18 protein-coding genes are annotated in these 17,191 nt (G+C 71.3%); 5 read left to right on the forward strand and 13 right to left on the reverse strand.

Going from position 1 to position 17,191, the window contains the following annotated elements:
• Positions 1-2 precede the first annotated feature (2 nt).
• The 8 genes from ACBJ59_RS07980 to ACBJ59_RS08015 form a co-directional block, all read right to left on the reverse strand.
• A complete protein-coding gene (locus ACBJ59_RS07980; protein ID WP_375109534.1) occupies positions 3-863 on the reverse strand; it encodes a GNAT family N-acetyltransferase in 861 nt (286 codons plus the stop codon).
• The gene (locus tag ACBJ59_RS07985; RefSeq protein ID WP_375109487.1) at positions 863-1,873 is read right to left on the reverse strand and encodes an ABC transporter ATP-binding protein; all 1,011 of its coding nucleotides are present in this window, start codon (positions 1,871-1,873) and stop codon (positions 863-865) included. Before ACBJ59_RS07985 ends, ACBJ59_RS07980 begins: the two co-directional genes overlap by 1 nt.
• Complete coding sequence (locus tag ACBJ59_RS07990; protein WP_375109488.1) at positions 1,870-2,856, reverse strand: ABC transporter ATP-binding protein; 987 nt, start codon at positions 2,854-2,856, stop codon at positions 1,870-1,872. Before ACBJ59_RS07990 ends, ACBJ59_RS07985 begins: the two co-directional genes overlap by 4 nt.
• A 4-nt stretch (positions 2,857-2,860) precedes the next feature.
• Positions 2,861-3,766 carry an ABC transporter permease gene (locus ACBJ59_RS07995; RefSeq protein ID WP_375109489.1) on the reverse strand — a complete coding sequence of 302 codons (906 nt, stop codon included), beginning with the start codon at positions 3,764-3,766 and terminating at the stop codon, positions 2,861-2,863.
• A complete protein-coding gene (locus ACBJ59_RS08000; protein ID WP_375109490.1) occupies positions 3,763-4,770 on the reverse strand; it encodes an ABC transporter permease in 1,008 nt (335 codons plus the stop codon). The genes ACBJ59_RS07995 and ACBJ59_RS08000 overlap by 4 nt, the downstream gene beginning before the upstream one ends.
• 3 nt (positions 4,771-4,773) lie before the next feature.
• Positions 4,774-6,606 (reverse strand): ABC transporter substrate-binding protein, encoded by a 1,833-nt coding sequence (locus ACBJ59_RS08005; protein WP_375109491.1) that lies wholly within the window; start codon positions 6,604-6,606, stop codon positions 4,774-4,776.
• Positions 6,607-6,751: 145 nt separating this feature from the next.
• Positions 6,752-7,717, reverse strand: coding sequence for a zinc-dependent alcohol dehydrogenase family protein (locus ACBJ59_RS08010; protein ID WP_375109492.1), 966 nt, complete (start codon positions 7,715-7,717; stop codon positions 6,752-6,754).
• 2 nt (positions 7,718-7,719) lie between these two features.
• Entirely contained in the window at positions 7,720-8,907 is a 1,188-nt protein-coding gene (locus ACBJ59_RS08015; protein WP_375109493.1) for a M20 family metallopeptidase, read from the reverse strand.
• Between the two features lie 100 nt (positions 8,908-9,007).
• Here ACBJ59_RS08015 and ACBJ59_RS08020 point away from each other — a divergent pair, with 100 nt between their 5' ends.
• The 3 genes from ACBJ59_RS08020 (at position 9,008) to ACBJ59_RS08030 (ending at position 11,051) form a co-directional block, all read left to right on the forward strand.
• The gene (locus ACBJ59_RS08020; RefSeq protein ID WP_364112434.1) at positions 9,008-9,748 is read left to right on the forward strand and encodes an HAD-IIA family hydrolase; all 741 of its coding nucleotides are present in this window, start codon (positions 9,008-9,010) and stop codon (positions 9,746-9,748) included.
• Between the two features lie 43 nt (positions 9,749-9,791).
• Positions 9,792-10,415 carry a hypothetical protein gene (locus ACBJ59_RS08025; protein WP_375109494.1) on the forward strand — a complete coding sequence of 208 codons (624 nt, stop codon included), beginning with the start codon at positions 9,792-9,794 and terminating at the stop codon, positions 10,413-10,415.
• A 210-nt stretch (positions 10,416-10,625) separates the two neighbouring features.
• Positions 10,626-11,051 (forward strand): hypothetical protein, encoded by a 426-nt coding sequence (locus ACBJ59_RS08030; protein ID WP_375109495.1) that lies wholly within the window; start codon positions 10,626-10,628, stop codon positions 11,049-11,051.
• An 85-nt stretch (positions 11,052-11,136) separates the two neighbouring features.
• Here the strand turns inward: ACBJ59_RS08030 and ACBJ59_RS08035 are convergent, their stop codons facing one another.
• Both ACBJ59_RS08035 and ACBJ59_RS08040 read right to left on the reverse strand, forming a co-directional pair.
• Positions 11,137-11,670 (reverse strand): NADPH-dependent FMN reductase, encoded by a 534-nt coding sequence (locus ACBJ59_RS08035; protein WP_375109496.1) that lies wholly within the window; start codon positions 11,668-11,670, stop codon positions 11,137-11,139.
• A 239-nt stretch (positions 11,671-11,909) separates the two neighbouring features.
• Positions 11,910-12,839 carry an acyl-ACP desaturase gene (locus ACBJ59_RS08040; RefSeq protein WP_375109497.1) on the reverse strand — a complete coding sequence of 310 codons (930 nt, stop codon included), beginning with the start codon at positions 12,837-12,839 and terminating at the stop codon, positions 11,910-11,912.
• 77 nt (positions 12,840-12,916) lie between these two features.
• Between ACBJ59_RS08040 and ACBJ59_RS08045 the strand changes: the two genes are divergently transcribed.
• The gene (locus ACBJ59_RS08045) at positions 12,917-13,396 is read left to right on the forward strand and encodes an NUDIX domain-containing protein (RefSeq protein WP_375109498.1); all 480 of its coding nucleotides are present in this window, start codon (positions 12,917-12,919) and stop codon (positions 13,394-13,396) included.
• Positions 13,397-13,455: 59 nt separating this feature from the next.
• Here the strand turns inward: ACBJ59_RS08045 and ACBJ59_RS08050 are convergent, their stop codons facing one another.
• Positions 13,456-14,214: a trypsin-like serine protease gene (locus tag ACBJ59_RS08050; RefSeq protein ID WP_375109499.1), complete on the reverse strand. Its 759-nt coding sequence runs from the start codon at positions 14,212-14,214 to the stop codon at positions 13,456-13,458.
• A 131-nt stretch (positions 14,215-14,345) separates the two neighbouring features.
• Between ACBJ59_RS08050 and ACBJ59_RS08055 the strand changes: the two genes are divergently transcribed.
• Positions 14,346-15,599 carry a hypothetical protein gene (locus ACBJ59_RS08055; RefSeq protein ID WP_375109500.1) on the forward strand — a complete coding sequence of 418 codons (1,254 nt, stop codon included), beginning with the start codon at positions 14,346-14,348 and terminating at the stop codon, positions 15,597-15,599.
• Between the two features lie 70 nt (positions 15,600-15,669).
• On the opposite strand, the gene ACBJ59_RS08060 is transcribed toward ACBJ59_RS08055, so the two are convergent.
• The gene (locus tag ACBJ59_RS08060; RefSeq protein ID WP_375109501.1) at positions 15,670-16,557 is read right to left on the reverse strand and encodes a TIGR03620 family F420-dependent LLM class oxidoreductase; all 888 of its coding nucleotides are present in this window, start codon (positions 16,555-16,557) and stop codon (positions 15,670-15,672) included.
• A 100-nt stretch (positions 16,558-16,657) separates the two neighbouring features.
• Positions 16,658-17,065: an alternative ribosome rescue aminoacyl-tRNA hydrolase ArfB gene (gene arfB / locus ACBJ59_RS08065; RefSeq protein WP_375109535.1), complete on the reverse strand. Its 408-nt coding sequence runs from the start codon at positions 17,063-17,065 to the stop codon at positions 16,658-16,660.
• Between the last annotated feature and the right edge of the window lie 126 nt (positions 17,066-17,191).

Below are 17,191 nucleotides of genomic sequence, written 5' to 3' on the forward strand. Positions count from 1 at the left end.
CATCACGCCAGATCGCGCCGGTAGAGCCAGAAGACGCGTTCCGCTCGCGCGCCCACGGCGCGCGAGTAGAACCGCAACGGCCCCACCCACCCGATCTGGGCGCCGGCCTGCCCGGCGGCCCGCTGGTCCGCCAGGCACCTGCGCAGCAGCACCCGGCCCAGGCCCAGCCCGCGGGCGTCCGGCGCGGTGCCCATGGGCCCGAACCAGGCCGGCCGCGACCCCCAGGCGGCGAAGCCGAGGATCCGCCCGTCGCGCTCGGCGTAGTGCAGCCCGGCCGCGTTGACCGCCTCCCAGGCCCACCGGTCGTTCCAGTGCTCCTCGACGAACGCCGCCACCCGCTCGCGGTCCCCGCCCGCCGCCGCCCGCACGGCGACGCCCGACCTCTCCAGCCGCGCCACGTCCTCCTCGACGGACAGGTCCGCGTCCACGAGGTCGGCCGTCATGTTCCAGGCCACGTGGTAGCGCTCGTAGCCGAGGCTCTCGGCCAGGCAGGCGGCGGCGGTGTAGCGCACGTCGATGCCCGGCCAGGCGTAGCACGGCGGGTTCCCGGCGAAGCGGGCCTGCCGCGCGCCCTGCCCGGCCAGCCACTCCTCGGCCGCGCGCACCAGCGCCCGGCCGCGCCCCGCCCCCTGGGCCGAGGGGTGCACGGCGAGCAGGTCGACGTGCCCCACCTCCGGGTCCTGGGCGGACATCGAGGCCATCACCACGCCCCCGTCCGTGGCCAGCGCCGTCCAGCGCCGGTCGGCCGGCGGCCGCGACAGGTGCCCGACCAGGGCGGCGGCCTCCCCGGCGTCCAGCGTCAGCGCGGCCTCGGCGACCAGCGCCGCCTCGGCCGGGTCGGCCGCGCGTACGGCGTGGGACATCACACCTCGCTCATCGGTCGCGCGATCACACTTCGGCGCTGCGGGTAGAAGCACGCGTGCTCCTGCGGCACGCCCTCGGTGAGCTGCAGCAGCGGCCGCTCCTCCGCGCACCGCTCGCCCCGGAACGGGCAGCGCCGGGCGAACAGGCAGCCCTCGTCGGAGCGGCTCTCGTCCAGCGACTCCAGCGGCACAACGGGCTGCTCGCCCGGCTGCTCCAGCCCGTGCAGCACGGGGATGGCCGACAGCAGCGACTGCGTGTACGGGTGCACGGGGTCGGCGATGATCGTGTCCACCGGGCCGCGCTCGACGACCTGGCCGCGGTAGATGACGTACAGCTCGCCGTCGCCGCCGATGTAGCGGGCCGTGGCCACGTCGTGCGTGATGAACAGCACGCTCACGCCGAGCCGCTCGCGCAGGTCCTTCAGCAGCGCCAGGATGCCCAGCCGGAGCGAGACGTCGATCATCGACACGGCCTCGTCGGCGACCAGCATCTCCGGGTCCACGGTGAGCGCGCGGGCGATGACCACCCGCTGGCGCATGCCGCCGGACAGCTGGTGCGGGTAGCGCGCCAGCACCGACCCGGGGTCCAGCCCCACCAGCGACAGCACCTCGGCCGCCCGCTCCTCCATCCACGACCGCGACCGCCCGGTCTGCCTGGCCCGCAGGCTCAGCGGCGCGTGCAGGGTCTGGTGGATGGTCCTGGTCGGGTTCAGGGCCGAGTACGGGTCCTGGTGGATCATCTGGATCTTGCGGAAGTGCGGCTGGCGCTGCTTGAGCTTGAGCCCGGACATGGCCACGCCGTCGATCGCGATCTCGCCCTCGTCGTACGTCTCCAGCCCGGCGATGATCCGCCCCAGCGTGGTCTTCCCGCACCCGGACTCGCCGATGAACGAGGCCGCGCCGCCCTTGGGGATCGCGAAGTCCACGCCCCGCAGCGCGCGCACATCGCGGGCCCCCAGCATCTTGCCCCGCTGCTTGAACGTCTTGACGACGCCGGTTCCGGTGATCATGCGTGCTCCTTCACGGTCACGGCGTGGCAGGCCACGGTCCTCGTCCCATGGGAGACGGCCTCGGGGTCCACCGAGTCGCACACGTCCATGCGCAGCGGGCAGCGCTCCCTGAACACGCAGCCCTCCTTCGGCACGGTCGACAGCGTCGGCGGGCGCCCCGGCAGGGCCTGGGCCTCGTCGATGTCGCCCACGAGCCGCGGGATGGCCCTGATCAGGCCCCTGGTGTACGGGTGCCGGGGCGCGCCCAGCACCTCCCGGGTGGGGCCCTGCTCGACCAGGCGGCCGCCGTACATGACCGCCAGCCGGTCGGCCACCTCGGCCACCACGCCGATGTCGTGCGTGATGACCAGCGTCGTCAGGCCGCGCTCGTCGTGCACCTCGCGGATGATCTTCAGGATGTTCGCCTGGGTGATCATGTCGAGCGCGGTCGTGGGCTCGTCCAGCACCACCAGGTGGGCGTTGAGCACCAGCGCCAGCATGATGCCGACCCGCTGGCGCATGCCGCCGGACAGCTCGTGCTGGTGCGAGTCCAGCACCCGGGCGCCGTCCAGGCCCATCCGGCCCAGCAGCTCCTTGGCCTCGCGCACCAGGCCGCGCAGGTCCTCCACGCCGTGCGAGCGGCCCAGGTCCAGGAGCTGCTTGCCGACCGTCTTGAGCGGGTTGAGGGAGTTCTGGGCGGCCTGGAAGACGTAGCCGATGTGCCGGCCGCGGGCCTTGCGCAGCCGCTCGCCCGCCAGGCCCACCACGTCGCCGAGCCCGTCGATCTCGACGCTGCCCGCCGAGATCCTGCCGGGCGGCTGGACCGCGTTGAGCAGGGACAGGGCCAGCGTGGACTTGCCGGAGCCGGACTCGCCGACGATGCCGGTGATCGACCCGGGCTCCAGCGTCAGGCTGATGTCCCGGACGGCGGGCAGCTCGCCCGCGGGGGTCTTGTAGACGACCGTCAGGCCGCCGATGCGCACTCCCGGCGCTTGTTCAGCCAACGTGCTACTCCTCGCGCAGCCGGGGGTTGAAGATCTCGTCCATGGCGTCCACCACGAGCACGATGCCCAGGGTGAGCAGCAGGATCGCCAGCAGCGGCGCCAGCAGGTAGCCGAGCGCGTACGGCGTGATCATGGCGCCCGCCTGGAAGACGGCCAGGTTGAGCATGACACCCCAGTTGTCCGACTCGTACGGCAGCACCCCCAGGAAGAACAGGCCCACCTGCGCGTAGACCGCGCCGGTGACCGCGATGAGCATGTTCATCGCGATGTAGGGCGCCATGCTGGGCAGCAGCTCCCTGCCGATGATGTGCGTCGTGGACAGCCCCAGCCCGCGCGCCGCCTCGATGAAGCCGCGCTCGCGCAGGGACAGCGTCTGGGACCGGACGGCGCGCGCCACGCCGCCCCAGCCGAGCATGCCCAGCACCAGGCCCATCTGGATCGGGCTGCCGAACTGCCACACCGTCGCCAGCACCAGCAGCAGGGGCAGGCCGGGGATGGTGAGCTTCATGTCGGTCAGCCGCATGAGCACGGTGTCCCAGCGGCCCCGCTTGAACCCGGAGAACAGGCCGACCGCGGTGCCGACGACGACCGTGATGAGCGCGGTCACCGCGGCCGTCAGCAGCACGTAGCGCGAGCCCTTGATGACCAGCGCGACCACGTCGCGCCCCTGCGGGTCGGTGCCGAACCAGTGCTCCCAGCTCGGCGGCTGGATGATGGCGTTGGGGTTGTCCGGCAGGTTCGCGGGCAGCAGCATCGGCCCGACGACCGCCATGAGGAGGAAGCCCACCAGGATGATCACTCCGGCTATCCGGCTGGGCTTGCGCTTCATCACCCGCCACACGCCGTGCCAGAAGTTGCGGCGCATGGTCGAGGCGGCCGAGCCCGTCTCGGGGATGAGCGTGGCGCTCACGACGCCTCCTCTCCGCTGCGGACTCGCGGGTCGATCACCGTGTAGAACAGGTCGGCCACGATGTTGGCGATGATGGTGGCGACCGTGATGAGCAGGAAGGCCCCGCTCATCAGCGCGTAGTCACGGTCCTGGACGCTGCCGATGAGCAGCCAGCCGAGCCCCGGGTAGTTGAAGATCTTCTCGATGAAGACCGCGCCGCCCAGCAGCAGGCCCAGCGACAGGGCCAGCAGCGTGAACAGCGGCAGGATCGCGTTGCGCGCGATGTAGCGGAAGACGATCGAGCGCTTCACGCCGCGCAGCTCGGCGGCCAGGATGAAGTCGTCGCCGAGCACGGTGACCACGCTGGACTTCATCGCCAGGATCCAGCCGCCGTAGGCCGACAGGGCGTACGTGACGACCGGCAGGACGGCGTGCTCGACGAGCGAGCCGATGTAGCCGGCGTTGAAGCCCGGCTCGTACAGGATGTCCACCGACCCGTCGGCGGGCAGGATCGGGATGAGCGTCGCGAAGATCACCACGAGCAGCATCGCCAGCACGTACTGCGGGATGCCGTGCAGCAGCGAGCCAGAGATGGCCAGGGCGTCGCCCAGCTTGCCGGTGCGCTTGATGGCCGCGAACACGCCGAGGATGACGCCGACGAGGAAGCTGAGCAGCGTGCCCGCCAGGACCGGTAGAACGGTCCACTTGGCCGCCTCGGTCAGCACGTCGAGGACGGGCGTGCCCGGCCTGGTGACGGAGACGCCGAGGTCGAGGTGGAGCAGGCCGGTGATGAACTCGCTGTACTGCTGCCACATCGAGCCGTCCGGCTGGAAGCCGTAGAGCACCTTCACGGCCTGCGAGGCCGCCTCCGGCGACATGCCCCCTTCGATGAGCTTCTCGTACCGGGCGGCCATGGGGTCGCCGGGGATGTTGTTGACGATGAAGAACGTGATCGTCGCCACTACGAGGATCATGACGAGCCCGCGGGCCAGGTGGCCCGCGAGTCGCCGTGCGATGAGCGTCATAGGCTACTGCTTTGCCTTGATCAGACCTTGCTGGATCCACACACCGGACATCACGACGCTGCCGCCGCCGCGCAGGACCTCGTCCTCGTGCGGCCAGCCGGTGAAGCGGCTGTTGTTGACGAACTGGACGTTGACGTAGTCCCAGAGCTGGATGACCGGCAGGTCCTGGTTGGTGGCCTTGGCGAGCTGGGCCATGATCGGCTTGGCCTCCTCGGCGCCGACCGAGTTCAGCTTGGCGGTCAGCTCACCGGGGTTGACCTTCTGGCCGTCGACCTCGATCTCCTCGCCGCCGCCCATCCAGTTGCCGCTCTTGCCGGGCGCGGCGTGCGAGACCTTGTTGCCGACGTTGGTCCAGCCGTTGGAGGCGCCGTAGACGCGCTGGAAGATGTCGTACGGCGCGGGGCCGAGCGCCATCAGCCAGAAGCCCACGTCGTACTTGCCGGCCGACAGCTCCTGCAGATACAGCGGGTAGTCGGCGGTCGTGACGACCTCGGCGTCGACGCCGGCCTTGGTGAGCTGGCTCTTGATGTTCTCCTGGGCCGACAGCCAGTCGGAGAAGCCGGAGGGCGCGTGCATGGAGACCTTCCACGCCGTGCCGTCGGCCAGCGTCCACTTGCCGTCCTTCTTGGTCAGGCCGGCCTCCTTGAACTCCGCCTCGGCCTTGGCCACGTCGGGCTTGTACGGCTCCAGCTGCGGCACCGTCTCCGGGATCCACGCCTGTGCGGCCTTCTGGTGGATGCCGCTGGTCGTGGCGGCCGGCGTGCCGCCCTCGGGCGAGGCGACCTTGGTGACCTGGTCGCGGTCGATGAGGTAGGCCAGGCCGCGGCGCACGTGGACGTTGTCGTACGGCTTCTTGGACTGGTTGAAGCCCATGCCCACGGCCACCGGCGAGTAGCCCTTGATGACCTCGCTGCCCGGAGCCTGCTTGATCCGGTTCATCACGTCGGTCGGGGTGGCCGTGAAGCCGGCGTGGTCGAGCTTGCCCTGGGTGAGATAGTTCCAGATCTGCTCGTTGCCGGTGTAGTTGAGGAACTTCACCTGCGCGGGCGCGACGTTCGCGGCGTTGTAGAAGTACTTGTTCTTGACCAGCAGCGCCTCGGACGGGTTGACCCGCTCCAGCACGAACGGGCCGGCGGAGACGTCCTTCGGCGGGGCGAAGGCGAGGACCTTCTCACCGAGCGCGGGGATCTCCTCGCGCGCCTTCTCGGCGTCGGGGCCGTCGCCGCGGGCGGCCTTGAGCTTGTCCCAGAAGTCGGCGGGCAGCACGCTGCCCCACACGTGCGCGGGCAGCACCGTCGTGTCGAGCACGCCGCGCGCGAACTTCGGGCTGGGGTTGGCCATGTCCTGGGTGATCTTCAGGGTCTGCGGGTCGACGACCGTGACGTCGGCCGCCGCGCCCGCCGCGCCGGGCGTGATCGAGAAGGCCGTGCTGCCCTGCGTGTAGGCGATGCCGATGGACATCTTGACGTCGTCGGCGGTGACCGGCTTGCCGTCGGACCACTTGGCGTTCGGCTGCAGCTTCAGCGTGATGGAGGAGTTGTCGGGCGCGATCTCCCAGCTCGCCGCGATGCCGGGCAGGGCCTGGTTCGGGTCGGTCAGGTGGTTCTTGACCCAGCCGATCCTCATGGCGTTGTAGCCCACGAAGGAGTTGCCCTTGGGGTTGAACGGGTTGGCCGGCGCCGTCGATTCGAGGCCCGGCCGGGTCACGTCGATCGTGGTGAAGAGCCCGCCACCACCGCCGCCGCCCGAGCCGGACTTGTTGGTGGAACCACCACTGCACGCCGCTGTCGCGGTGGCCAGGCCCAGCAACGCCACTACCGCTGCCAGTCGCTTCATTTGCCGCTCCGGGGGATGTCTCTAGGGATTGACCGGACATTACGATCGCGCCAGATCAGCGTCAATAATCTCCAGTGGTTGTGAGGCTAATGTAACTTTCCTTCATGAGTGTACGAAGTGGAGCTAAGCGTCATCAAGTATTTCGTCAGCTCAGCACCAGGACGGCGGCCCCGCTGACCCGGTCGGCGGCCAGATCGGCCAGCGCCCGGTCGGCCTCCTCGAACGGGTAGGCCGTCGTGCTCACGCGCGGCGGATGCGCCAGGGCCAGCTCCAGATACGCCCGCCCGTCGGCCCTGGTGTTGGCGGTCACGCTGCGCAGCGTGCGCTCCTGGAACAGGTGCCGGTCGTAGTCGAGCACCGGGATGTCGGTCAGGTGGATCCCCGCCACGGCCAGCGTCCCGCCCCGGTCGAGCGCCTCCAGCGCGGGCGGTACCAGGGTACCCACCGGCGCGAACAGGATGGCCGAGTCCAGCGGTTCCGGTGGCCTGTCCCCGGCCGAGGCGGCCCCCAGCTCCAGGGCCAGCCGCCGCGACTCGGCGGACCTGCTGACCGCGTGCACGGTGGCCCCCTGGGCGATGGCCGCCTGCGCGGTCAGGTGGGCCGAGGCCCCGAATCCGTAGATCCCCAGCCGCCCGCCGGGCGGCAAATCGCACCGCGCCAGCGCCCGGTAGCCGATGATCCCGGCGCACAGCAGCGGCGCCAGCCGCTCGGCGGGCGGCTCGTCCGGCAGGGGGTAGACGTAGTCGGCGGGCGCGACGAGATATTCGGCGAACCCGCCGTCGGCGTCCCATCCCGTGTACGTCGAGCGGGGGCACAGGTTCTCCATCCCCCGCACGCAGTAGCGGCACCTGCCGCAGGTGGAGCGCAGCCACGCCACGCCCACCCGCTCGCCGGTGCCCTCGACCCGGCCCACGGCCTGGTGCCCGGGGGTGGTGCGGGGCCGCCGCGGCCGCAGGTCGCCCTCCGCCAGGTGCAGGTCCGTACGGCACACCCCGCACGCCTCGACCCGCACCAGGACCTCGCCGGGCCCCGGCTCGGGCACCTCCCGCTCGACCAGCGCCAGCGGCCGGGACGCCATCGGCCCCGGCCGGTCCACCACCCAGGCACGCATCGTCAGGACAGCCGGGCGTGGGCCAGCGAGGCGTAGAGCGCGGCCCCGTCCGGCAGCACCGAGTCGTCGAAGAGCGCCTCGGGGGAGTGGTTGTAGGGCGCCGTCGCCGGGTCCCGGTCCGGCGGGCACGCCCCCAGGAACACGAACGCCCCCGGCACCGACTCCAGCACGTACGAGAAGTCCTCCGAGCCCATCACCGGCTGCGGCGAGACGAAGTAGCGCCCCGGCCCGAACAGCTCGTCGGCAGTCCGGCCCACGAAGTCGGCCTCGCTCCCGTCGTTGACGGTCACCGGGTAACCCATCCCGAACGACGCCTCCACCTGCAGCCCGTGCGCCGCCGCGATCCCCTGCACGACCTCCACCAGCCGCCGCTTGACCAGCGTGCGGTTCTCCTTGCTGAAGGTCCGCACCGTCGCCTCGAACCTGGCGTCGTCCGGGATCACGTTGTCCGCCGAGCCGCCGTGGAAGCTGCCCACCGTCACCACGACCGGGTCGAACACGTCGAACGTCCTGGTCACCATCGTCTGCAGCGCCGTCACCATCTCGCACCCCGCCGCGATCGGGTCCAGCGCCCGGTGCGGGCTCGAACCGTGCCCGCCGCGCCCCTTCACCGTCACGCAGAACGTGTCCGCCGCCGCCATGATCGGCCCCGGCCGCGACGCGAACAGCCCCGGCGGCAACATCGCGGAGACGACGTGCATCCCGTACGCCGCCACCGGCCGCGTCCCCGCCGCCTCCAGCACCCCCTCGCCGATCATGTGCTTGGCGCCCTCGTGGCCCTCCTCGCCGGGCTGGAACATGAAGATCACGTCACCGGCCAGCTCCTCGCGCCGCGCGCTCAGCAGGTGCGCCGCCCCCGCCAGCATCGCGGTGTGCAGGTCGTGCCCGCAGGCGTGCATCTGACCGGGCAGCTGGGAGACGTAGGGCAGGTCGTTCCGCTCGGTCACGGGCAGGGCGTCCATGTCGCCTCTCAGCAGCACCGCGGGCCCCGGCCGGCCGCCCCTCAGCACGGCGGTCACCGAGCTGAGCGCCGTGCCGGTCTTGATCTCCAACGGCAGCCCCTCCAGGGCCGCCAGGACCTTCTCCTGGGTGCGCGGCAGGTGCAGGCCGAGCTCCGGGGTGGTGTGCAAAGAGTGCCTGAGCTGGACGATCTCGTCCCGCATGTCCTGCGCGGATTCAGTGAACGACATGAGGAACATTGTTCACGTGCCGGGCAGGAAGTCGATAAGGCGCGCTCGGTACGATGGGCGCGTGACTCAGCGTAAGCGGATCGACTCCTGGTTGTCCGACATGGACGGCGTACTCGTCCACGAGGGGCGACCCGTCCCCGGAGCGGACGAATTCATCAAGCGGCTCAGCGAGTCGGGCAAGAAGTTCCGGGTCCTGACCAACAACTCGATCTACACCCAGCGCGATCTCTCGGTACGCCTGGCCGGCGCGGGCCTCGACGTACCGGCCGAGTCCATCTGGACCTCCGCGCTGGCCACCGCCCAGTTCCTCGACGACCAGCGCTCGGGCGGCTCCGCGTACGTGATCGGCGAGGCCGGCCTGACCACGGCGCTGCACGAGGTCGGCTACATCCTGACCGACCTCGACCCCGACTATGTCGTGCTCGGCGAGACCCGCACCTACAGCTTCACCCAGATCACCCGCGCCATCCGCCTCATCGAGGGCGGGGCCCGCTTCATCGCCACCAACCCCGACCCCATCGGCCCCTCCACCGAGGGCTCCCTGCCGGCCTGCGGCGCCGTGGCCGCCCTCATCACCAAGGCCACCGGGGTGGAGCCGTACTTCGTCGGCAAGCCCAACCCCCGCATGATGCGCAGCGCGCTCAACGAGATCGAGGCCCACAGCGAGACCACGGCCATGATCGGCGACCGCATGGACACCGACATCGTCTCGGGCATGGAGGCCGGGCTCTATACAATCCTCGTCCTCACCGGCGTCACCCAGCGCCACGAGATCGACCGCTTCCCCTACCGTCCGTCGCTGGTCGTCGACTCGGTGGCCGACCTCATCGACCTCATCTGAACCTGACGGCCCCTGACAGGTACGCGTGGCAGGCTGAGCTGCCATGACCCGTGTTTACCTGGAAATCGGACCGAAGAAGGTGTTCGCCTGCTCGCTCGACTGGCCCGGCTGGTGCCGGATCGACAAGGGCGAGGAGGCGGCCATCGACCGGCTCGTCGACTACGTGCCCCGCTACCGGGTGATCGCCGAACGGGCCGGGCTGGAGTTCGCGCCGGGGGAGCCCGAGGTGGTGGCCCGGGTGCGGGGGACCCAGACGACGGACTTCGGGGTGCCGTACGAGGTGCCCGACCTGGACCTGGAGCCCCTGTCCGGGGCCGAGGCCGAGCGCTCGGTGGCCCTGCTGCGGGCGGCGTGGGAGCTGTTCGACGAGACCGCCGGGGTCGCGCCGGAGGAACTGCGCAAGGGGCCGCGGGGCGGCGGGCGGGACCGTACGAAGATCGTTGACCACGTGACGGACGCCGAGCGGGCCTTCGCCAGGATGGTCGGAGTGCGGCACAGGCCGTACAAGGCTCCTGGGGACCGTGATGCGATGCGGGCGGAGCTGGCGGAGGTGCTGTCGCGCCCCTGGGAGCCGCCGGCGACCACCAAGTGGCCGCCCCGCTACGCGCTGCGGCGCATCGCCTGGCACGTGATCGATCACCTGTGGGAGATCGAAGACCGCCGGTAGAAGATTGTCCCCCGCCCGTTTCCCGTCAGAGAGCGGCGATGCCCGCACCCGACCCCTTTCCACGGTGGGCATATGCCGAATCCGGCGGGCGGCGCGGAGCAGCCGGTGGAAAGAATCGCACCCCCGTTCCTCCTCCCGATCGCCAAGGTCGCGAACCGGCTGCGACGATGTTGAGGACGGAAGACTTGGCGGTGGGAAAGGGCAGGGTGCGTGGACGTACGTGCGGAGATCCTCGACCTGAAACTCCGCGTCGAGGATCTCGAGACGACCGCTGAGCGAGGCACCGAGCTGGACCGGCAGGACGACCTCCTGCGCGAGATCATCGACCGCTCCAGGAAGCTGCAGGCGGAGATCGCCTTCCTGAAGGCGGAGCTCGGCCGTGCCAGGACCGAGATGGGGGAGGAGTTCGCGGCGGTCGGCACCGAGATCGCGGGCGTCCGCAGGGAGGTGACGGGCCGGCCCGTGGCCGCCGCGGCCGGGACGGGCGGCGAGATCGACGTGCGGGCGGAGATCGCCGTCGAGTTCGGGGCCATCCGCTCGGAGATCGAGCACGAGTTCAACTTCCTCCGGTCCGAGGTCACGGACCTGGGCATCAAGCTCGACCGACTGCTGCAGCGAACCCCCGCGGAGCCCTGAGCCCGTCAGAGAGGGCCTGTGAGGCGCGCCAGGGTCGAGGGTGGGTCCCCCCTGTGTGAGGAGCGTCAGGGTGGCCTGAGGCGTCTCAGAGGGAGAGCGCCGGCTCCATGACCTCGGCCGGGCAGAGCTGCCGGATCACGCCCCGCACCTGCTCGCGCAGGTCCGGAGCCGCCAGATGACCGTCCTCGGCGAAGTGCGGGCAGGCGGGCGAGATCACCAGCTCGGCCCCCATCACGACCGCGCCCGCCCCCAGCAGCTGCTTGTACAGCTCCGCCTGCGCCCACATGGCCCCGCAGGCCCGCGCGCTGGCGCTCATCACCGCCACGTGCTTGCCCGACAGCCCCTCCCGCGCCGACATCCAGTCCAGCGCGTACGTCAGCTCCAGCGGCAGCAGGCTGTGCTCGGGGGCGGTCAGCAGGACGGCGTCACCGCCCGCGACCAGCGTGAGCAGCTCGCGCGCCGGCGCCGGAACGGGCCCGGTCCGGTACGGCGGGATCTCGCCCAGCCCCCGCCACACCTCGAAGCCGACACCCCTCGGCAGCTCGCCGCCCGCCGCGTCCAGCAATCTGGTGATGAATGACCCCGCGTGCAGACTGGCGGCGATCCCGATGATTTTCACCCTCTGCTCCCAAGGGGTTCCGGTGTTACCGGGAACCTGCCCGATGCCGCGGATGTCCAAGACCATCTCCGGGTCAAGAGGCGCACAGTCTTTGCCGGACGGGGAGACGTACTGGTGGAGCCGCCTACCGGCGGCACCGGCCGCCGGGCGGGCGGCGCGCCGATCCGGTCCGGGCCGACCTGCTCGGCGAGGTGCCGCCCGGCGGGTCGCCGGGCGGCGCGTCACCGTCGGGAGGCGCGTCAGCCGCGCGCGGCGGCGCGGGCGCGGCGCTCCTCGCGGCGCTCGACGAAGCGGGCGGCCGTGGCGTCCGTCCTGGCCAGGAACTCCGACAGCTCCTCGCGCGCCTTCTCACCCTCGGAGTCCAGCCCGGTCTTGTCGAACACCGACCACTGCCGCAGCACCGGCATGAGCACGTCGTCCAGGTGGAGGCGGAGGTCGTAGATGCCCTCGTTCGCGATGATCAGGGCCTTGCGGGCGAACCCGTCCATCCCCTGGCCGGGCATCTGGAAGGTGGTCACCACGTCGGTCACCGCGCGCATGGTCTGGTTGGGGTCGAGCTCGAAGGCCGCCTTGAGCAGGTTGCGGTAGAAGAGCATGTGCAGGTTCTCGTCCGCGGCGATCCTGGCCAGCAGCCGCTCGCAGCCCTCGTCGCCGGAGGCCCTGCCGGTGTTGCGGTGCGCGATGCGGGTGGCCAGCTCCTGGAAGGAGACGTACGCGAGCTGCTGCAGCATCGTGTTGTACTCGGTGGCGAAGCCGCTCTCCATGTGGGCCATGCGGGCCCGCTCGAGCGCCACCGGGTCCACGGCCCGGGTGACGGTGAGGTAGTCGCGGATGGCGGTGCCGTGCCGGTCCTCCTCGGCGGTCCACCGGTGCACCCACGTGCCCCAGGCGCCGTCGCGGCCGAAGGTCGTGGCGATCTCGTGGTGATAGCTGGGCAGGTTGTCCTCGGTGAGGAGATTGACGATGAGCGACACCCGGGCCGCTTCGGGGATCTTGGAGTCGCTCTCCTGCCAAGCCTCGCCCCCGTAGATGCCGTCGAAATCGCGGCCCTCGCTCCACGGGACGTACTCGTGCGGGAACCACTCCTTCGCCATCTTCTCGTGGCGGTCGAGCTCCCCGGCGACCACGGGCTCGAGCTCGTGCAGCAGCTCCGTCTGAGTCATCGCCATAAAAGATCTTCTCCTTCAGGTTACGGTACCGTAGGTTAGGCTACCCGAAGGACATACCGGTCAAATAGGGTGGATGTATGCGACCCAGTGTCCGCGGTGTCCTTCTCGATCACGACGAACGGCTGGTCCTGTTCCGGCGTACGGTGCCGGGGCGCGAGCTCTACTGGAGCGTGCCGGGCGGGCACGTGGAGCCGGAGGACGGCACGCTGGAGGACACCCTGCACCGGGAGCTGCTCGAGGAGCTCGGTGCGACGGTCTTCGCCGTGACGCCGCTGGCGACCGTGTCGTACCCATGGCGGGGCGAGATCAAGACACAGCACGTCTTCGGCTGCCGGCTGGTGTCGATGGACCCGGAGCTGCGCCACGGGCCGGAGTTCGAGGACCCGGCGCGGGGGCTGTACGAGGTGGAGCGCGTCCCGCTGGAGCGGTCGGAGATCTCCTCCAGGAACCTCGTCCCGGAGGCGGTGGCGGGCTTCCTGTCGGCCAACATCACCGCCCTGCCCCAGCTCATCCGCCATGACCCGCCCGCGACGGAGCCGGCCCCGCGCCTCGCGTGACCGCCTCAGGGGGCGGACCGTGCGAGGAGCGGGGCCGGTGGGAGCGGTGGGCGTGGCCGTCAGCGGGTGGCCGCCGGCAGCGTGACGTACTTGCCCAGGAAGCGGCGGGCCGTCGGCGTGTCCAGGCGGTAGTCGTAGTTGACCTGCTTGCAGGCGTCGTCGGCGCCGCTGACCGACGTGGCGACCAGGAGGTGCGAGGTGGGGCCGCCCAGGAAGTTCGGGCCGCCGGAGTCGCCGAAGCAGGTGCTGCCGTCGTCCTTGGCCTTCGGCATCAGGTCCAGCCACTTGCCGGACAGGTCGTCGAAGGAGATCGGCGCCTGGTGACGGGTGTCGGTGTAGCGGTAGCTGTACTGGTGCGCGCTCTTCTTGGTCGAGTTCCTGGTCGAGGAGACCGAGCCGTACCCGACCGAGGTGAACCGCGTCGCCTTCATCTTGCCGGCGGCCTCCATCCGGTCGAGCAGGCCGGGCTCGGGCAGCTGCGCGGGCGCGATGCCCTTGACGGGCGTGTCGAAGACCACGACGGCCATGTCGTGCAGCTCCGAGGAGTCCTTGTAGCGCGGGTCCGGTACGTAGCGTCCGGTGTAGAGCGTGTCTCCCGGTTCGTAGCTGGCGTCGAAGGACACGTGGGCGCGCTTCTGGCCCGGCTCTCCGCAGTGGGCGGCGGTGAGGAAGACCGTGGGCGAGATCAGCGTGCCGGTGCAGTAGCTCCAGGTGCCGTCCGGGTTGGGACGCTCGTCGATGAGCGCGCCTACCTCGGGGTGTGCGTTCGCATCGGCGGAGCCGTTGGTGATGGCGGACGCGGGGGTGGTAGCAGCCACCGCCCATCCGGCGATAATCACGACAAAGGCGACAAAACGCATTGGAAAAGGTTATGTTCTCCCAGGTCAAAAGGGGTAATTCTCGGCAAAAGATCTACCGACCCGTCCAATCTGGCGAAATCGGAGGCATCATGACGACCGACGCGAAGCCCCACACCGGCGGACTGCCGTACGCGCCCGGGGCCGTCCTCTCCGGCACGGAGGCCCACCTGCGCAAACTGGCCGTGGCCTGGGAGCACATCCGCCACCGGGAGTCGGCCGGCCTCCCCCTGCACAACGTGAGCGGGCTGGAGCGCGGGCTGCCGCTCCCCGAGGTGGACCGGTGGCTCCTGGACGACGAATGGGCCGGCGCGCTGTACTCCGAGCGCGTCCGGGAGCTCGGGCTGGCCCATCTGGGCGGCGACGCGGGCACGCACGACATCGCGGTCGCCAACCGGTTGACGGCCGCCCTGTTCGCGGCCTTCCAGGTGGCGGTGCGCCCAGGGTCGACCGTGGTGGGCGTCTCGGCCACGTACAGCCATCCCGCGGTCGTGCGGGGCGTGCGGGACGCGGGCGGCCTCTTCGTGGACACCATCGGGGTGGACGCCTTCGAGCGGGCGCTGGCCCAGCACCCCGACGTCTCGGTGGTGGCGCTGACCCGGCTCGCCGTCAGCTACGAGGCGCTCGCCGAGGAGGATCTGCGGCGCGTGGTCGCCCTGGCGCACGAGCGCGGCGCGACGGTCGTGGTCGACGACGCCGGTGGCGCCCGCGTCGGGCCCGCCGTGCTCGGCCAGCCCCGCACGCTGGAGTTCGGCGCCGACCTCGGCGCGACCGGCCTGGACAAGTACGGGGTCGGCGGGCCCCGGGTGGGCCTGCTCGGCGGCCGGGCGGACCTGGTCGCCCGCGTCCGGGCCAGGACCTTCGAGCTGGGCAGCGAATGCCGTCCGGTGCTCTACCCGGCCGTCGTCCGGACCCTGGAGGCGTACCGGCCGGAACGCGTCCGCGACCTGATCGCCTCGACCCGCCTGGTCGGGGAGGCGCTGCGGGCCCGGCTCGGAGCCGATCTGGTGCAGGAGACGCCGTTCATCACCCGCCTGCCCGGCGAGGCCGTCGCCGCCGAGCTCGCCCGCCGGGGCGGTCCCGGCACGCCGGACCTGGCGGCCATCGACGCCACCGCCCTGCTCGCGATGGTGCTGCTGCGCGACCACGGCCTGCTCACCGTGCACTTCGCCGGCATGCCGCCGGGCACCTCCGCCCTGCTGATCAAGTTCCTGCCCGCCGAGACCGTCGCCGCCGTCGGCGGCCCCGCGGCCTTCGCCGAGACCGTCGACGGGTCCCTGGGGCGGGCCGCGGCCGTCGCCGCGGAAGGCGAGGAGGCGGTGCGCCGGCTCCTGCTCGGCGCCTGAGGCGGCGCGGTCAGGCAGCGCTCGGGCGCGGTCGGGCGGCGTGCTCAGGTGGCGTGCTCGGGTGGGGTGGTCAGGCGGGGCGGGGGAGGAGGGCGTCGGCGAGCAGGCGCCAGTAGGGCATCGCGGAGCCGCCCGGCTCGATCCCGATCACCTGCACCGCGACGTGGTCGGCGCCGGCGGCGACGTGGGTGCGCAGCTTCCCGACGATGGTCTCCGGGTCGCCCCAGAACACCAAGTCGTCGACCAGCCGGTCGGCGCCGCCGCCCGCGATCTCCTCCTCCGAGTAGCCCAGCCGGCGGAACTTCGCCACGTTGTACGGGCTCCCCAGGTAGGGCGCCAGGTGCTCGCGCGCCGCCGCCCGCGCCCTGCCGGGGTCGGACTCGAACAGCACCGCGTGCTCCACGCCCAGGAACGCGTCCGGCCCCAGGATCTCCCGCGCCTGCGCGGTGTGCGCCACGTTGACGTGGTAGGACTGGGCGCCGGCGGCGCGGTCGCGGGCCAGCTCGAGCATCCTGGGCCCGTACGCGGCCAGGATGCGGCGCATCGGCGCCCTCGGGGCGGGGTTCACCGTCTCGACCGAGTCGAGCTCGTCCAGGTAGGCGGTCATGGCCGCCAGGGGCCTGGTCCCCGGCCGCCGCTCCCCGCCGAATCCCAGCCCGAGCACGTGCCGGCCGGGGTAGGCGTCGGCCAGCAGGAGCGCGGCGCCGTACGTCCACCGGGCCCCGCGCGACCAGATCTGCGCGATGCCGTTGACGACGTTGATGCGCTCGGTGCAGGACAGGAGAAAGCCGGCGTGCGTGAGCGCCTCGCGGCCGAGGAGCTCGGGCATCCAGAACGCCCGCCAGCCCAGCTCCTCCAGCTCCTGGACGGACTCGCGCATCCGCGTGGCCGGCCGGCGCTCGAAGTCGAAGGTGTAGATCCCGAACGTCCCGAGATCCATGCCGTCAATGCCACCCATCGGGTTCCCCTTACACGTCAGGCCCATAAGTCGCATCAATATATCGCATAATGTCGATATGAATGCCCGGCCGGACGGGTCGGCGGGCCGTCCGGCCGGACTAGGGATTGCGGCGCAGGCGCTTGAGGTCGGAGCGCTGTTTCTTGGTGGCGATGCGGCGCTCGACGGCGCCGCGGCTGGGCTTGGTTTTGCGGCGGTGCTTCGGCGGCGGGGCCATGGCCTCGCGCAGGCGCTGCGCCAGGCGGTGCCGGGCGGCCTCCCGGTTGCGCAGCTGGGAGCGGTATTCGGAGGCGGCGATCGTGATCGTCTCGGAGCCGAGGCGCTCCAGGGCGCGCTCCTTGAGCGGGGGCGGCAGCGCGGTGCTCGCGGCGACGTCGAAGGTCAGCTCCACGCGGCTGTCCGTGGTGTTGACGCCCTGGCCGCCCGGGCCGGACGAACGGGAGAAACGCCAGACGAGCTCGGCGTCGGGGATGACGACCGAGTCGTTGACGACCAGCGGGCCGGGCATGCGCGGGGCTCCCGTTCTCAAACGTGCGTTCCTTTACACCTGTTACCGTATCCGGCTGCCCCGTACCGCCCGCAATGGCATTTTCCCCGCACCGGACGGCCGATCCTGCCGCTTGACGGCCGGTTG

The sequence above is a fragment of the Nonomuraea sp. MTCD27 genome (assembly GCF_041950495.1).
Taxonomy (GTDB): domain Bacteria; phylum Actinomycetota; class Actinomycetes; order Streptosporangiales; family Streptosporangiaceae; genus Nonomuraea.

What these genes read in the sequence shown, in the direction of transcription:
- ACBJ59_RS07980 (WP_375109534.1), bottom strand. Translation starts at nt 863, where the DNA reads ATGTCCCACGCCGTACGCGCGGCCGACCCGGCCGAGGCGGCGCTGGTC.
- ACBJ59_RS07985 (WP_375109487.1), bottom strand. Translation starts at nt 1,873, where the DNA reads ATGATCACCGGAACCGGCGTCGTCAAGACGTTCAAGCAGCGGGGCAAG.
- ACBJ59_RS08000 (WP_375109490.1), bottom strand. Translation starts at nt 4,770, where the DNA reads ATGACGCTCATCGCACGGCGACTCGCGGGCCACCTGGCCCGCGGGCTC.
- ACBJ59_RS08005 (WP_375109491.1), bottom strand. Translation starts at nt 6,606, where the DNA reads ATGAAGCGACTGGCAGCGGTAGTGGCGTTGCTGGGCCTGGCCACCGCG.
- ACBJ59_RS08010 (WP_375109492.1), bottom strand. Translation starts at nt 7,717, where the DNA reads ATGCGTGCCTGGGTGGTGGACCGGCCGGGGCCGATGGCGTCCCGGCCG.
- ACBJ59_RS08015 (WP_375109493.1), bottom strand. Translation starts at nt 8,907, where the DNA reads ATGTCGTTCACTGAATCCGCGCAGGACATGCGGGACGAGATCGTCCAG.
- ACBJ59_RS08020 (WP_364112434.1), top strand. Translation starts at nt 9,008, where the DNA reads ATGGACGGCGTACTCGTCCACGAGGGGCGACCCGTCCCCGGAGCGGAC.
- ACBJ59_RS08025 (WP_375109494.1), top strand. Translation starts at nt 9,792, where the DNA reads ATGACCCGTGTTTACCTGGAAATCGGACCGAAGAAGGTGTTCGCCTGC.
- ACBJ59_RS08040 (WP_375109497.1), bottom strand. Translation starts at nt 12,839, where the DNA reads ATGGCGATGACTCAGACGGAGCTGCTGCACGAGCTCGAGCCCGTGGTC.
- ACBJ59_RS08045 (WP_375109498.1), top strand. Translation starts at nt 12,917, where the DNA reads ATGCGACCCAGTGTCCGCGGTGTCCTTCTCGATCACGACGAACGGCTG.
- ACBJ59_RS08055 (WP_375109500.1), top strand. Translation starts at nt 14,346, where the DNA reads ATGACGACCGACGCGAAGCCCCACACCGGCGGACTGCCGTACGCGCCC.
- ACBJ59_RS08060 (WP_375109501.1), bottom strand. Translation starts at nt 16,557, where the DNA reads ATGGGTGGCATTGACGGCATGGATCTCGGGACGTTCGGGATCTACACC.
- arfB (WP_375109535.1), bottom strand. Translation starts at nt 17,065, where the DNA reads ATGCCCGGCCCGCTGGTCGTCAACGACTCGGTCGTCATCCCCGACGCC.